Source organism: Paenibacillus radicibacter (assembly GCF_024721995.1).
In the GTDB taxonomy this organism is placed as follows: domain Bacteria; phylum Bacillota; class Bacilli; order Paenibacillales; family NBRC-103111; genus Paenibacillus_AM; species Paenibacillus_AM radicibacter.
This window is the reverse complement of the sequence record NZ_JANQBC010000005.1, coordinates 306,076-321,520: the sequence shown is the minus strand read 5'-3', so window position 1 is coordinate 321,520 and position 15,445 is coordinate 306,076. Positions and strand designations below refer to the sequence as shown.

The following is a 15,445-nucleotide window of genomic DNA, read 5'->3' as shown; positions in this document are numbered from 1 at the left end:
CTTCCAAAGTTCGCTTTTTTGCAAAAAAAAGAGGAACCAGCAGTCCCTCACTCGTAATTTTTCTAAAATTCAATTAATCCTAAGCTGACCTGAAGTCCGTCATCGACTTTACGCATCGTATCCTCATCGAGATGAGTAATCTTATCTGTCAAACGTTGCTTGTCAATCGTCCGAAGCTGTTCAAGCAAAATAACAGAATCACGATCAAAGCCATGAACTTCAGCATCAATTTCTACATGTGTTGGCAGCTTAGCTTTTTGGATTTGCGCAGTAATAGCCGCAATAATTACAGTCGGACTAAATCGGTTACCAATATCATTCTGGATAATAAGAACCGGACGAATACCACCCTGCTCAGATCCGACAACAGGGGATAAATCTGCAAAAAACACATCTCCGCGTTTTACAATCAACGTCTACACCCCGCTCACTAAGCGATGGAGCGTAACGTCCGCCTCAGCCTCCGCCAAGAATGCTTCTGAAGCCAGGTGTAAATTAATTTTCGCCATCTCCAGATAACCGCGCTGCATAGACTCGCGAATAACCCGTTTCTTGCGTTCAATTAGATACAACTTCATAGCTTGACGAATGAATTCGCTGCGGTTTGAATTTTCTTTCCTTACTATGCCGTCCACTTCTTGAAGTAAATAATCCGGTAAAGAGATCATAATTCTCTTCGTATTATGAGCATTGCTCATCCTTATGGCACCCCCAGAACAACACACTACATAGACATATTACCATTATGCGATTCATCTTGCAAATTTATACAAAAGATAATATATGCAGTGCGTATATCAACTATGCTATACGATTATTCAACAATTTCCACGGCTGTTAACCGCTCTACTTGTAAAGAATTTATCACTTTGATCTCTTTACCCCCACGTGTATACACACGAGGTACACGGTGAGACATCATACAGACTACTTCATAATTAATCGTCCCAAGTAGTGCAGCAATATCTTCTGCTGAGATTCGCTCATCGCCTTGTGAACCGATTAATACAACTTCATCACCGAGCTTCACATTCGCAAGCCCATCGACTTGCAGCATACATTGATCCATACAGATGCGTCCAACCACAGGTCTGCGCTCACCATGTACCAATGCTTCGGCTTTTGTAGACAGCATCCGTGAGTAACCGTCCGCATAACCAATCGGAACTGTCGCGATGCGTTCGTAATCCGTTGTTTGATAAATACTTCCATAACTTACCGCTGAATTCGGCGGTAGTGTCTGGAGATTTACAATCGTTGTTTTCAAACTAAGAACAGGTTTTAAAGCAATTCGCTCTTTGTTTACTTCTTCGGACGGGTACATCCCGTACATCCCAATGCCTAGTCTTACCATATTATGTGTAAGTTCAGGTACATCGATACCTGTTGCACTATTGCCTGCGTGCAGCAAAGGGAATGTCACTCCTTTTGCATCAAAATAATCGACGACTTCCTGGAACTTCGCATGCTGCTTATGGGTATACTTTTTATCCAGTTCATCTGCACAAGCGTAATGTGTGAATAAACCTTCTACTTCCACATTCGGAATCGACATTGCACGTTCAATGAACGCTACAGCTTCCGCTTTTTCATGCAGACCAAGTCGCGCCATGCCTGTATCGACTTTAATATGAATTTTAAGTGGGTCTGATTCTACATAGCCACCCTTGGTGTCCATATTCTCTAATGCGTCTAGAAGATCGTTACTATATACATTTAGTGTAATGCTATGTTGAAGGGCAAGTTCAATACCTTCTGGCGGTGTATAACCGAGCACTAGAATTGGCGTCTTGACTCCTGCCTGTCTTAAATTCAATGCTTCATCTAAGAATGCGACTCCTAAATAATCAATTCCTGCGCGTGCCGCTTCTCTTGCAACTTCAAGTGCGCCATGCCCATAAGCATCTGCCTTAATGACGGTCATAATGCGTACGTCTGCCGGCAATGCTTGACGGAATTGTTGTAGATTGTGCTCTAATGCATCTAATGAAATTTCTACCCATGTTGGTCTATAAAAATGTTCCATACTCTCACCTACTCAGTCTTATGCAAGATAGGGGAAGAACTCAAGAGTCCTTCCCCCACTTCCATAACCTATTTATGTTGACTTTTATTGTCTTATGTTAAGCCCTGAAAGCCCTGAGTGTCAATGCTAAAGGTCTGACTTACGCTTATGCCTACTTCGATAATGGCGCGTCAACCGACTTCGCTACTTTAACCATCTCAGTTACTGGTAAATCACCTGTTGTCAGATGGTATTCAACGCCATTGTACATCCAAGTTAACGTGCGTTTCTCGTCTCCAAGTAGTACGCCCATCGTAAATCCAAGATCTACAACTTCACCTTGCATCGTCGTTGCAGCTGCTTTTTCCTGCGGCTTTGTCTCTAAGAGGTTGTAGTTGTATTTGCCTTGGTAGCTAACTAACAAACCTTTATCTTCACCATATTGAGTAGGTGTGATTGATTTTTGTGCAACACCTGCTGGTGTATAACCTGGCTCGATTAAGCTAAGCTCTTTGTTTTGCTCGGGTTTCTTCTCCCCATTTTGTCCCATCGTCTGCATCGACTTTAAGTTCTCAGACGTCATATTGCGCTTCATATCGAAGGAATCATTCTCAAACTTCTTATTGAACTCAAATTGTGTGAACTCGAGCTTCACCACAACATTCTCATTGCTATCCGCTACTTCAACCTTTTGTGGTTGTAAGAATTTCTTATCGATCCACACCTTTTGACGAGTGAGTGTTCCTGTACTGTAATTCGCAGCTACATCGAAAATGTAGGATTTGTCATCTGTTGCGAATTGACGTTCTTGATCATCCACGATGCTCTTCACAAGGGATTGATACAAGTAGACTTGACCTTGATTCTCTGGCCAATTGCTTTGGAAGCGGAAACTCTTGTTAAGCTGAGGGGTTAACACATACACCCCTTCATTGTTGCGAAGGACGATCTGCGTAATATCGCGTTCTTGATTCGTTAATGCAATTCGATACATACTCGGTGTTTGGTACCATACTTCCACATTATACATTTGCGGCTGAGCTCCGGATTGTACAACCATACGCCCAGTGCCTTGATAGCTTTCTAAACCCGACATCTTCTCATTCAAATCTTTCACTACAGCTCCTGCACTTTTCTGACCACAGCCTGACAATACGACCGCCAAACAAATCACGATTGTCATGATCCACGTAACTCGGCGCATTCCCTCATCCCCTCAACCTTCTAGATTTCGAATTGGGCTTCCGGTCAGCAGAAGCATTAGGCTCTTCCCTAACGCTAACATCATGCTGATCACCACTCAGCCTCCATGGTACATGCATATGAGGGGACTTGGACATTTATGCAGACTAGCTATGTAACTGTTCCATGACATAATCAATAAATTTTTGTGCAGCGTTGGGTAACCGATGATCCTTGAGCCACACTAATGCCGATGCAGCTGTAAATGAAGTGTCGAGCAAAGGATACGAATGGATGTGATAACCTCGATGGGTGCGGAGTACAGACTCCGGTACGATCGCCGCACCGAATCCAGATTCTACTAAGCGTAGCAACAATGGAATATCCGAACACTCACATACAATATTAGCTTCCATCTGACGCTGCGATAGTTGCTTCACAATCATGTGATACAAACCGAGACCTTCTGCACTTGGCAAAATGAGCGGATACGGCTGAATTTGCTCAAATGTAACTTTATCCGTCGAAATTCGCTCCTCTTTATTTGATGTGAGCAGGTAATACGCCTCATTAGCAAGTAAATAGAACGATAACCCATTTGTCTCCAGCGGCATGCGTATAACTGCCATATCGATCGTGCGGTTTCGCACGAATTCACACAGATAATCGGACTCATTCTGCTGGATTTTATAAGAAAGATTCGGATTTTCAAGTTGAAATTGATGCAAGAGACGAGGCAATTGTTCCGAGGATAACGTATTTACTCCAATCTTGATCTTCCCCCTAATTCCCCGCCCTATTTCCTTCACAACCATCTCTGTTTCGGCCATTGCATTCGTAATATGAAGCGCATGGTTATATAGTGTTTTCCCCGCGTCCGTTAGTTCTAACTTTTTACCGCTGCGATTAGCCAGACACACCCCAAGCTCTTGCTCCATGTTCTTTAACTGCTGGCTAAGCGGTGTTTGTGCCATGTGCAATCGCTTAGCAGCGGCAGATATACTTTGCTCTTCTGCAATTACGATAAAATAACGAAGTTGTCTAATATCCAAGTCCTTGTCCCCCTTCATATCCATATGATTAACGTATAGGAAATGTACTTTATTAATATTTTTCGTATAGATATTCCCATGCTAACATAAGGGTATGTCATTCTCAAAAAAGGAGAGGATCTTATGGTTCGATGGTTCATCACATCTTCGATTGTGGTTCTCTTAACCGGATGCGGGGTACTTCCTTCATCTGAAGGAACACCAACAGCCACAGAAACCATTTCACCTGCAAAGGAGACGAAACAATTGAATGAACAACTAATCATAGAAGCAGAGCGTGGCAACGTAGACAAGCTGCTGCAATTAATTAAAGATGGTGCCGATAAGAACACAACAGATAGCAGAGAAAGAACACCGATGATGGCGGCTGTACACGCAGGAGAAGTCGAAGCATTCAAAGCGCTTATTGAGGCTGGAGCTGATATAAACATTCGTGATGCACGGTCAGACAACCCACTCTTATATGCAAGTGCGGAAGGCAATCTCGCTATTGTGAAGCTAGCCATTGAAGCGGGTGCAGATACAAAGCTCACGAATCGCTTCGGAGGTACTTCACTTATTCCTGCAGCCGATCGCGGTCATGTGGAAATTGTCGAGACTCTACTTACAACGTCTGATGTGAATATCGACCATATAAATAACCTGGGTTGGACAGCCCTACTTGAAGCCGTCATTCTTGGTGACGGTGGTGAGAAGCATCAGCAAATTGTTGAGCTTCTTATTCAACATAAAGCCAATGTGAATATTGCAGATAAAGATGGTGTTACACCCTTACAACATGCGATTAGTCGTAACTATTCCGAAATGATCCGCATGTTAAAGCTGGCAGGTGCGAAGTAATTATCTTTTCTTCAAAAATAGAGTAAGGTGGGATATATATGCATACAGAATATTGGATCAAGAACTTGCTGCTAGAGAGCGGATATGAATTCGAAGGTGAAGAGATCGTTTCTACACAAACGCAGCGTTGTCATGTACGGATCAAAGACGGAAAATTCGCAGAGATTATAGCGGCGAATGTCCCTTTACATACGGAACTGCCAAACTATGATGCAGGCGGCCTGTTATTACTCCCTGCTTTTCGAGAAATGCACATTCATATCGACAAAACGTATTATGGCGGTCCATGGAAAGCAGTTCGTCCGGCAACGAAGGGGATATTCACACGTATTGAGGAAGAGAAGGTTCTCCTTCCCTCCCAACTACCAGTTGCAAGAGAGCGTGCTGAACACTTATTAGAACTTGTCTTGAAAAATGGCTCTACACACGTGCGGACGCACTGTAATATTGAGCCAACGAGCGGGCTTCGCAATCTCGAAGCAACATTGCAAGCACTAGAAACTTATCGTGATCGAGTTACATACGAGATCGTTGCATTCCCACAACATGGTCTGCTCCACTCTGATTCTGTTGAACTCGTTCGCGAAGCGATGCGCTCTGGCGCAACCTTAGTAGGTGGACTTGACCCTGCAACCGTTGATGGCAACATTGAAGCGTCGCTTGATGCGATGGTCCAGCTTGCGGTCGATGCCAATGCTGGAATCGATATGCATCTGCATGATGGTGGACAACTTGGCGTGTTCACGATGCGCCGATTAGCTGCGATGGTTCGTGAAATTGGTTGGCAGGGTCGTGTTACGATCAGTCACGGGTTTGGACTAGCTGGTGTACCTACTCACGTTGCAGGTGAAATGGCAGACTTGTTCGCGGAGCTTGGCATCTCGCTAGCGACAACAGTGCCGATTGGTACGATGAATATGCCACTGCCCCTGCTTCATGAAAGAGGCGTAAACGTCATGTTCGGACAAGACAGCATCACCGATCATTGGTCACCTTTCGGAACTGGTGATAACTTGGAACGTGCAAGTGTTTTCGCTGAATTGTATGGATGGAGAACTGAGCGTAAGCTTGCAGAGGCACTTGGATTCATTACTGGCGGTGTACTGCCACTGGATCATCAGGGTGATCGCGTATGGCCGAAAGTTGGAGATGACGCAAGTTGTGTTCTCACCGAGGCTAGCTGTAGCTCTGAGGCAGTCGCACGTAGATCATTGAGAAAAGCTGTGCTGCATCAAGGGAATGTTGCTTGGGGTTGTTTAGAATAAATCGGATGAAGCCTACCTTACACGTATAAGGTAGGCTGTTTTATTTTTCAATAAAAATGAATATTAGACGCCTAACCCTGTTGACTCTAACGTTACGTGAGGCTGTAAGATAACAATTGTGGAGGTGAGAACATGAGTTACAAAGTTAAAGAAGTGGCTGAAATCGCAGGGGTGAGTGTCCGGACGCTGCACCATTATGATGAGATCGGTCTTCTGACTCCGAAGTCAGTTAGCCGCGCGGGATATCGACTGTACACGGAGTACGAACTGGGCCGCTTGCAGCACATTTTATTTTTCAAAGAGATTGGATTCTCGCTGGATGAAATCAAGCAAATTCTAGATAACCCCGACTTCGATCAGAAACAGGCACTTCTCACCCACCGTGAGTTATTGGAACAAAAGAGACAACGGCTGGAGACTATGATTCAGACCGTCAACAAAACGATTGAGTCCATTGAAGGAGGAACTCCGATGAGTCATAAAGAGAAATTCGACGGATTCGATATGTCCGCAATTGAAGAGTACAAGAACAAATACGAAGCTGAGGCTCGTGCCAAATATGGAGATAGCACGATGGATGGGGTTAATAAACGCACAAGCGGCTACTCCAAGCAAGACTGGTCGAACATTATGGGTGAGAATGAACGTATTTATGCCAAAGTGATCGCAGGCATGGATAACGGCCCAACTGATCCAATGGTGCAAGAGGCTGTTGGTGAACTGCGCGCTTGGATTACGAATAACTTCTATGACTGCACACCTGAAATTTTCTATGGACTTGGCGATCTATATGTCATGGACGAGAGATTCACTGCAAATATCGATAAGCATAAGGAAGGTCTTGCAGCTTTCTTACGCGAAGCGATGCATGTTTACTGTGATAATCTGAAATAAAAGCTGTACATTGTACGAAAATGATAACTGCATTAACGCTCCTCTACCTTTTCGCATAGTATGGGATAAATGCCTATGGAACTAGGCGATGTTCTCTTGGAGGGAGTCGTTGTAATGTCGAGTAAGACGTTAATTAAGAATGGCTGCGTACTCACTTTCGATAAAAGGATCGGGAATTATACGAAGGCAGACATCTTAATAGAAGGTAGTAAAATCAAAGCGATTCACCCTCAAATTGAAGTACCCGATGCGCATCTGGTGGATGCTACGAATATGATTGTCATACCTGGCTTTATTGATGGACATCGCCATACTTGGGAAGCTGCGATTCGTGAGATTGCAACCGATTTTACCTTCTACGATTATGAACAAGTGGTACTGCGCGGCTTACGCAATGTGTATCGCCCGCATGATGTGTTCGTAGGCAACTTTCTCGGTGCATTAGAAGCACTCAATAGCGGAGTCACTTCGCTGCTTGATTGGTGTCATAACACGCCTACCTTCGCCCATGCAGAAGCAGGTATTATGGGTCTGAAACATGCAGGTATACGCGGCAGTTTCTACTACAATGTCCAAGACAACTTGTCCATGAATGAGACTCGCCACATTCTATGTGGGCTGCTCGAGCGGTATTTCACACATTCTGATGATCTGCTTCACTTGGGAGTTGCGCTTACAGGACCAGAAGGAACACCGATGGAGTTGCTTACCCAGCAAATGCACATGTGCCGTGAACTCGGACTTCCGATTAGTATTCATGTTGGCGATATTCCGAACATCAAATCGGTTAAGAAAATGTACAAAGCCGGACTGCTCGGTCCTGATGTGAATCTCGTACACTGTACGAATCTAGAAGAGGAAGAGTATAAATATGTGGCGGATAGCGGTGTAACCGTTGCGATCTCTCCTGCTTCCGAAATGCAGATGATTGGGATTCCAGTCACCGGAAAGCTACTGAATGTTGGGGTTAAGCCAAGTCTAGGGGTTGATTCCGTTACGGCAATGGCAGGAGATATGTTCATGCAGGTTAGACTTGTGCTGCAACTTGAGCGGATGTTCTATTTGCAAGGACAATGGGATTCTGGTGTAGATACGCCGAAAATTCTCGGTATGAGCAGTCAGCAGGCACTTGATTTGGCGACAATTGAAGGTGCGCGAGTTCTCGGTATCGATCAGAAAGTCGGTACGCTCACACCAGGCAAAGATGCAGATTTAACTCTTGTTCGCTACACCGATCTCAATTTGTTCCCGATGAACAATCCAGTCGGAGCCATGGCACTATGTGCGGAGACGATGAATGTCGATTCTGTCTTTGTCAGCGGCAGAGCGATTAAACGTCATGGTCAACTGGTTCATGTGAACATGGACCAAGTACTTCAGATGGCTCGTGAATCAAGGGATTATATCTTTACGATGCGAGGCGTTCCATACGGTTCCAAACCGTTATAAGACGCTACGCCTCTTGGAAAATAGGAAGGGCATCTGTCGGAATCGACAGGTGCCCTTGTTTCCTTTTGACATATTATAATTGAATTTCAGATAGTAATGGCAGCTTAGCATCTTTATCCGATAGAACTGGATTGGATGCTGGCCAATCAATGGCAAGTAGCGGGTCATTCCATAAGATTCCCCGATCATGCTCAGGCGAGTAATATTCATCGACTTTGTACAGCACTTCAACATTTGGTGTAATCGTACAGAACCCATGGGCAAACCCTTTGGGAATCAGCAGTTGCCGCTTATTGCTCGCACTAAGAATCACGCCCACCCATTTGCCAAACGTGTTCGAATCAGGTCGAATATCGACAGCAACATCATAGATAGCCCCGCTTAGTACTCGTATGAGCTTCGTCTGCGCTTTGGGAGCAAGTTGAAAGTGCAGTCCTCGAATGACTCCTGCCTGCGCGGAGAGCGATTGATTGTCTTGGATAAATGTATGAGAGATACCATGCTTCGCAAAATTTGCTTCATTATAGCTCTCCATGAAATAACCACGATGATCCCCATAAACAGCAGGCTCAATCCATACGACACCTTCTAAACCCGTCTGAACCACTCGCATACACAGCACCCGCTTTATGCTTTTTAACACAACATATGCAAGGAACTGCTAAAAATTATAGACGCTTCTGTAAGTAATAGTGCGTATTGCCACCCGCTACATCATCAATCTGACCGAATACCGTGAATCCATTCTTTTTATAAAAATCGAGGGCTTGGAAACTTAGCGTATCGAGCTTAATTAATACACAATTCAATTCGCGTGCTTTCGCTTCAATTACATTGATCAACTTAGTTCCATAGCGCTCACCGCGTACAGCTTCATCTAACCACAATATATGTACCTCTATAAAATCCCAATGAAAGGACGCTAGCAAGCCACCGCGAATCGTACCTTCATCGTCTCTTACATATAGATTGATTTCACCGCCACGATCGCGCAGATGTTCTGGCATATTACTGTAATTAAATGCACGAAGCCCCTTGATGATCTCTTGACGATCCTGAGGAACCCCACCGCTATCCTCTGTGATGTGAAACATGGTACAACCCCCTTATATGTATGAAAAAGAGCCCACATACGTGAGCGCTCTTCGTATTCCTATATCGATACTACCAACATTAACTAGATTTCGCAATATTCTCATAGATTTCTTTGGTCCGTACGGAAGGCATAATATCAAGCTCGGTAAGTTTACGCATGAGCCTCTGGTATACCAAGTGAACTTGATCGTTCTTCCCCATCCCTTGGAAGGCTTGCATCAGGTAGCGATACAGCTCTTCATCATACGGCGAGAACATAATTAACTGCTCTGCTTTATGAATCACTTGCTCATATTGTTGTACATTCAAGTTGCTTTCAATAAGAGTTAAGTGCCACTGGGAAATGATTTTGTCCACATTCTCCGCTTCTTGACTCGCCCAAACGTAATCTTCACTACTTAGCAGTTGACCTTGGTAATGAGAGAGGACTTGTTCCATCTGCGTATGATCAATCTCCCCTGCCTTCAATTGCTTCAGATGCTGCTTCAAATGGTACAAATCAATATCGATCTGACTCATATCGAGAAAATAGCGTTCATTCTCATACTTCACGATATGATGGAATCCAAATTGCTTCAAATTTTTACGCAGCAGACTGACACACGTATGCATATAAATTTTGGCTTTCTGGTAGTTCTCTTCTGGCCATAAATCTTCAATGATGATATCGCGATGTGCCCGATTATCCCCTTGCAGCGCAAGGTAAGCAAGCAGTTCCTTCTCCTTCGCCGTTCTCCACTTGAGCCTTGATCCTCCACCCGTACTGACTACGAAAGGTCCTAGCATATTAATGAGAAGTTTAGGCTGCTCCAGCTGTACATTCTCCAGACTCAACGGTTGAACAGCACTTGCAACTTCGCTGCGATTCACTTCTTTTCGCACTCTAGCAATTGCCTTGGATAGTCGCTCTCGCTCTAATGGTTTGAGCATGTAATCGATTGCTGCTTGTTCGAACGCCGAAATTGCATATTGATCGTATGCTGTTACGAATATGATCTGAACATCAGGTTGCATGTTGCGCACAACCTCTGCAAGCTCAATCCCATTCATCTCGGGCATCTCAATATCTAAGAATAGAACATCAGGCTTCAAGGATTGTAGCTGGACAATCGCGTCCTTCCCATTATTGGATCGTCCAATGACCTGAACTTCACCGATCTGCCCAAGAAAAAGCTCTAATATATGGAGTGCATGCGCCTCATCATCAACCAAAAATGCTGTTATCAACTCGTTCTCACCTATCCTTATTTACTTGATGATCTTGTTTCATTCTTGTTACTTGGCTTGTTTCCTGCTATCACTATGTAAAGAGTAGCAATCATCTACCACCTTAAACCTCTTCAATCTATCGAAAATAGTCTATCAAAAATCACTTAACAATCGCTGAAATTCGAAAAAGCCCGTCCACTGCTGGACGAGCTATTTCTTCATAATCAGAATTAATTTGATTTCAATTTAAACTGTTGTGATATGTTGTAGTTCGATTCAAATTGAAAATCTGCTTGCAGCTCGTTATTTTGCAATGAAAAGTTAAAAGTTATTTCGCCATTCTTCCAATTTGTTTTGTTCTTGAGAGCCTCCGTTGCATGTTTCAATAATGATCGTTGCTGAAGTTCTGTCAATCCTTCCGCCTTAACCTCGCCTTGGTTGTACATCTTGCCTAGAGGTTGGAATCGAATACCAAACTTAACGATATGATTGTTCCGAATTTGCAGGAAAATGGTCCCTGAAACCAACCGGGACAACTCCTCCTGCATTGCTCCGAACGCACTCTCCAGTTGTCGTTCCATATTATACTGATCGAAATTCGCAAGGGAAAGAGGGATATCCTCTCTGAAAGTAGAGCCTTTCTTTTCTTCTTCGTAGGTGCGCTCAATCAAAAATTGTTTTATAAGTGTCTGATAATCCTTATTTCTCTGCTTAGCCAAAGTGTTGAGGCGTTGGAGCAAATCCTCATCGAGATGAATAGAAATCGTTGTAGATTTTCTGCGCGGCAAATCGTAATCCTCTTCTTCGATAATGGAATCTTCTAACAGTTCATCACTCATAGCATGGTTTGACCAGAATTCCGCTGCTTCCGCATCACTCATATGTTCTGGAATCTGGTCTCTTGACGTGATAATTTTCATAGTTATCGATTCCTCCTTCTGTACGCCCGGGCTTCAGGCTCTGTGGCATCCCGTGCGGTTATTACTCGTATTTTCCCCATTACTTTCTTTATATAAATCACGACTAATCGTCTTCCGTCTTCTGTTGAACCAATAATACCCACATTGCCACTATGAGCTGAAAACTTTATCCGCTGCGGATCCATCAATGCATCTTCCGCTTCCATCGGTTCAACATTATGACGAGCAATGTGTTGTATATTTTCTTCGTCCCATATGAATATTAACACTTAGCAACTCCTGACAATGTATAATAATTTGTATATACAATTGTAACTCACTTTATACGAAATAGGTTTGCTTCATAGAAAAAATAACCAATTTATATAAGCTTTTTCCGTAAACTTACTATTACAAACAGTATTGAGATCCTAACTATAAGTTAAAGGCAACCAGATCGTCACCCTCGTTCCCACGCCCTGCTCACTCTCCACGATCGGCTCTTTACCTGTCAGGTGGGCCACACGACGCATAATGTTGCGGAATCCAACGCCTTGTCCTTGAAGACTCGAAGTTAGAATTCCATTAATCTGTTCTTGCGACATCCCTACACCATCATCATTCACAGTGACCTCGACAAACTCACCTTGTCTATGAATCGTCAGTCGCACCGTTCCACCACTTATTTTCTTCGACACCCCATGACGAATCGCATTCTCTACCAGAGGTTCGATTGTAAGCGGCATGACATGGCAATTATATAGCTCCTGATCAACATCCATCTCAATACGAACTCGGTCCCCGAAGCGCTCTTTTTCAATATCGACGTAGGCTTGAATCAGTTCCATTTCCTTGCTAAGCGTAACGGTCTCCTCGGTATTATCCATATGAAAAATAATACGCAAGTAGCGACTGAACGTACTTAGCAATTCCCCAGCTCGCGTGCCGTCTGTATAGCAAAGCGACATAATCGTCCCCAAAGCGTTATACAAGAAATGGGGCTTAATCTGCGAACGAAGGAACGCCATCTCATTCACCGATGCCTCTTTTACAAGTCGTTTCATCGATAGCATCGTATGAATACGCACCCGAATTTCTCCTGCATCAAGGGGCCTATTAATGAAGTCACTTGCACCAGCTGCAATTCCCGCTTCAATATCAGCAGGCGTACTACGGGCAGGAATCATCAGGATCGGCATCTCTGCTTGGGTAAAATGCTGCCTGATTCGGCGGCACAACTCATAGCCGTTCGCCCCCGGCAAGAGCACATCAATAAAGATGAGATCAGGACGATCTCTACGTGTAATCTGGGCATACGCTTCTTCATCTGTCGATGCACCAATCACATCAAAACCTTCCATTACAAGCAAGCTATATAAATGCTCGATGTTAATAGGGTCAGCAGACGCAATAAGAATTTTCGATCGCTTCTCTTTAAACGGCTTCCCTAAGGAGCCCTCCAATAGTTTCATTTCATCATCCATATGGAGTGATGCAGCAATTTCCAAACTCTCATCTTCTCCAGCAGAGGGGAGGATTATCTCCATACATTCATCAACTTGCCCAAGACTAAGCCTTCCACCCATCAATTCGATAAGTTCACGGGCAATTGATAGTCCCAAGGCAAATCCATTATCCCGCTTCTCATTTTCCTGATCAACAATCGGATAGGAGATTAATATTCGAGTCATACTCCTATCGCTCATGCTTGTGATCGTAACTACACCTTCATGAATAAGACTTAACCTGTGATTGATCACATTGTACAGCACTTGCATGAATCGATTCTCATCAGCAAGCACATATCTTGCCTCAGAATTAATTTGCAGGCTTAACCTCGTATTTCTACCTTTTGCTAAAAATTCAAAAACTTCAAGTGCGATGGACATACATGAGACTAAATCTACCCGCTTATTTTCCAAAACGAGATTGCCATCTTTCATTTTGGCAGCATCAATAATATCATTGACCATGTTGGACATCCGATAGGCGGTGTTGCGAATGAGTTGCAAGCGATCCTTTTGCTCCGATAATGAAGATTTACGAATAGGTTCCGCAAGCAAGGACTGTGACAAGTTAATAATGCCGTGCAGCGGTGTCTTTAATTCATGTGATGTAATTAGCAAGAATTCATCTTTCATCGCATCCGCCATCTGCAGCTGCTTCGTTAACTTTCTCATTGAGACATAAGCTTCAATATATTCATGAATCAGCAGCATGGCAGAACAAATAATAAAGATAAATACCGTAATATTCGTAAGTAAAAGTGATATCACATTCTGGCTATTCAGAATGACGATAACCCCTGTTATCAAGAGAGACCACGACGCCACAATAAACAATTGAAATCTCAATCGATTAAGCGGACCATATCGGCCTGTCAAATAACAGATTAACAGGGATACCATGAGGACTGCATATACACCGGTCAATCCAAAATATACACCATCAATTCCAGCAGAGTACAATTGAAACGGCAGAATGAGGACCCCAACTGAATAGATCGACAATCCCCCTGCAGCCCAGATCAATATTCTTCTTACCCATTTAAGCGGAATCAATTTACCCGAAATATAGAACAACAATCCTGGCATCATATATTGCGAAATATTTTTAATTTTAAAAGCAACCTCAAATGAAATCCAAGGAAACAGCTGTAATATAAGCCGTTCACCATTCGTAAATATCGTTAAGGCACACAATAGAAAGAATAATCCAAACATTAACAACAGCCGATTACGATGGAAAAAGAGATATAAACCAACGTGCAGCAAGCTAAAAAGCATAAGTATAGTCACAGCCGTAAATTCGAGCGCAGTTTGAATATTCTTCTTCATCGCCATCTGCCCGCTTAATCCAAGGAATAGCGAATTGGTAATCCCACCCATCCAATAATCATAATTCGAAGTTTGCAGCAGAATTTCGATTTGTTTACTATCTGTGTGAAAATATACGGTGTAAGGAACATTTCGCGGCTCATAGTCTTCCCGACTCTCGGCTACATGCCCTGACTCTCCCATTGTGATACCATCCACCACTAGCTTATCCGCAAATCGCACATAATTCTTCGAAATGGACAACATCTGATCAAGTGGTGCATTTTTAATGAGAAGACGATATGTCCCATAGTCTCTCCCATCCATCACTAACCCCTGAGCATCTTTCCAGTTGTTCCAACTCCCCGGTACTTCAATCCATTGTCCTTCCTTAGCTGAAGGTTGGCCATAACCGGTTGTTAGCAGTTGCCTCGGGTAGAACTCCCATTCACCATCTAACGGAAGAATAGGATCCTTAGTAGGCTGCCATTGACTAAGATCGAGAATCCCTTTGTTTACACGTGGTAAGCTTGGATCTAATCTTGCTGCATACCACATCGCAAGTCCAGCAAGGAGAGTTAATAGAAATAACCCTACTATAAACTTATCCTTATACAATCTACTCATAGGTTCACACTCAAGCCTCATTTTCTAATTGGAACTATTATCCTAGCATCTTACCATAACAAAAAGCCTCCTGAGTAGTTCATTATATGAACTCCCAAGAGGCTCTCTATAC

Annotated in this window: 15 protein-coding genes; 4 read left to right on the top strand and 11 right to left on the bottom strand. The window is 43.5% G+C overall.

All coding sequences use genetic code 11. The features are described 5' to 3' along the window. Positions 1-62: 62 nt before the first annotated feature. The 5 genes from NV379_RS13270 to NV379_RS13250 form a co-directional block, all read right to left on the bottom strand. Positions 63-413 (bottom strand): type II toxin-antitoxin system PemK/MazF family toxin, encoded by a 351-nt coding sequence (locus NV379_RS13270; protein WP_258207790.1) that lies wholly within the window; start codon positions 411-413, stop codon positions 63-65. 3 nt (positions 414-416) lie between these two features. Beyond that, positions 417-698, bottom strand: coding sequence for a CopG family ribbon-helix-helix protein (locus NV379_RS13265; protein WP_258207789.1), 282 nt, complete (start codon positions 696-698; stop codon positions 417-419). A gap of 116 nt (positions 699-814) precedes the next feature. Then, a complete protein-coding gene (alr, locus tag NV379_RS13260) occupies positions 815-2,026 on the bottom strand; it encodes an alanine racemase (RefSeq protein ID WP_258207788.1) in 1,212 nt (403 codons plus the stop codon). Between the two features lie 151 nt (positions 2,027-2,177). Next, positions 2,178-3,209, bottom strand: a complete 1,032-nt coding sequence (locus NV379_RS13255) for a LolA family protein (protein ID WP_258207787.1) — start codon at positions 3,207-3,209, stop codon at positions 2,178-2,180. Between the two features lie 145 nt (positions 3,210-3,354). Beyond that, complete coding sequence (locus NV379_RS13250; RefSeq protein WP_258207786.1) at positions 3,355-4,239, bottom strand: LysR family transcriptional regulator; 885 nt, start codon at positions 4,237-4,239, stop codon at positions 3,355-3,357. 123 nt (positions 4,240-4,362) lie between these two features. Between NV379_RS13250 and NV379_RS13245 the strand changes: the two genes are divergently transcribed. From NV379_RS13245 to NV379_RS13230, 4 genes are all read left to right on the top strand, one after another. Next, positions 4,363-5,079, top strand: a complete 717-nt coding sequence (locus tag NV379_RS13245) for an ankyrin repeat domain-containing protein (protein ID WP_258207785.1) — start codon at positions 4,363-4,365, stop codon at positions 5,077-5,079. 38 nt (positions 5,080-5,117) lie between these two features. After that, a complete protein-coding gene (locus NV379_RS13240; RefSeq protein ID WP_258207784.1) occupies positions 5,118-6,344 on the top strand; it encodes an amidohydrolase family protein in 1,227 nt (408 codons plus the stop codon). Between the two features lie 132 nt (positions 6,345-6,476). After that, positions 6,477-7,238, top strand: a complete 762-nt coding sequence (locus tag NV379_RS13235) for a MerR family transcriptional regulator (RefSeq protein WP_258207783.1) — start codon at positions 6,477-6,479, stop codon at positions 7,236-7,238. Between the two features lie 114 nt (positions 7,239-7,352). After that, entirely contained in the window at positions 7,353-8,687 is a 1,335-nt protein-coding gene (locus NV379_RS13230; protein ID WP_258207782.1) for an amidohydrolase family protein, read from the top strand. A 73-nt stretch (positions 8,688-8,760) separates the two neighbouring features. Here the strand turns inward: NV379_RS13230 and rfbC are convergent, their stop codons facing one another. From rfbC to NV379_RS13200, 6 genes are all read right to left on the bottom strand, one after another. Further along, positions 8,761-9,300, bottom strand: a complete 540-nt coding sequence (gene rfbC, locus NV379_RS13225; RefSeq protein ID WP_258207781.1) for a dTDP-4-dehydrorhamnose 3,5-epimerase — start codon at positions 9,298-9,300, stop codon at positions 8,761-8,763. 55 nt (positions 9,301-9,355) lie between these two features. Next, positions 9,356-9,781, bottom strand: coding sequence for a GNAT family N-acetyltransferase (locus NV379_RS13220; protein ID WP_258207780.1), 426 nt, complete (start codon positions 9,779-9,781; stop codon positions 9,356-9,358). Positions 9,782-9,860: 79 nt separating this feature from the next. After that, on the bottom strand, positions 9,861-11,009 hold the full coding sequence (locus tag NV379_RS13215; RefSeq protein ID WP_258207779.1) for a response regulator: 1,149 nt from the start codon (positions 11,007-11,009) through the stop codon (positions 9,861-9,863). A 212-nt stretch (positions 11,010-11,221) separates the two neighbouring features. Beyond that, positions 11,222-11,911, bottom strand: a complete 690-nt coding sequence (locus NV379_RS13210) for a CopG family antitoxin (protein ID WP_258207778.1) — start codon at positions 11,909-11,911, stop codon at positions 11,222-11,224. Positions 11,912-11,913: 2 nt separating this feature from the next. Beyond that, positions 11,914-12,180: a BrnT family toxin gene (locus NV379_RS13205; protein ID WP_258207777.1), complete on the bottom strand. Its 267-nt coding sequence runs from the start codon at positions 12,178-12,180 to the stop codon at positions 11,914-11,916. A 141-nt stretch (positions 12,181-12,321) separates the two neighbouring features. After that, positions 12,322-15,333 carry a histidine kinase gene (locus NV379_RS13200; protein ID WP_258207776.1) on the bottom strand — a complete coding sequence of 1,004 codons (3,012 nt, stop codon included), beginning with the start codon at positions 15,331-15,333 and terminating at the stop codon, positions 12,322-12,324. Positions 15,334-15,445 lie beyond the last annotated feature (112 nt).

Excerpts from the sequence above, each read along its gene's own strand:
- NV379_RS13200 (WP_258207776.1), bottom strand. The coding sequence starts at position 15,333 with ATGAGTAGATTGTATAAGGATAAGTTTATAGTAGGGTTATTTCTATTA.
- NV379_RS13235 (WP_258207783.1), top strand. The coding sequence starts at position 6,477 with ATGAGTTACAAAGTTAAAGAAGTGGCTGAAATCGCAGGGGTGAGTGTC.
- NV379_RS13255 (WP_258207787.1), bottom strand. The coding sequence starts at position 3,209 with ATGCGCCGAGTTACGTGGATCATGACAATCGTGATTTGTTTGGCGGTC.
- alr (WP_258207788.1), bottom strand. The coding sequence starts at position 2,026 with ATGGAACATTTTTATAGACCAACATGGGTAGAAATTTCATTAGATGCA.
- NV379_RS13240 (WP_258207784.1), top strand. The coding sequence starts at position 5,118 with ATGCATACAGAATATTGGATCAAGAACTTGCTGCTAGAGAGCGGATAT.
- NV379_RS13245 (WP_258207785.1), top strand. The coding sequence starts at position 4,363 with ATGGTTCGATGGTTCATCACATCTTCGATTGTGGTTCTCTTAACCGGA.
- NV379_RS13230 (WP_258207782.1), top strand. The coding sequence starts at position 7,353 with ATGTCGAGTAAGACGTTAATTAAGAATGGCTGCGTACTCACTTTCGAT.
- NV379_RS13265 (WP_258207789.1), bottom strand. The coding sequence starts at position 698 with ATGAGCAATGCTCATAATACGAAGAGAATTATGATCTCTTTACCGGAT.
- NV379_RS13210 (WP_258207778.1), bottom strand. The coding sequence starts at position 11,911 with ATGAAAATTATCACGTCAAGAGACCAGATTCCAGAACATATGAGTGAT.
- NV379_RS13220 (WP_258207780.1), bottom strand. The coding sequence starts at position 9,781 with ATGTTTCACATCACAGAGGATAGCGGTGGGGTTCCTCAGGATCGTCAA.
- rfbC (WP_258207781.1), bottom strand. The coding sequence starts at position 9,300 with ATGCGAGTGGTTCAGACGGGTTTAGAAGGTGTCGTATGGATTGAGCCT.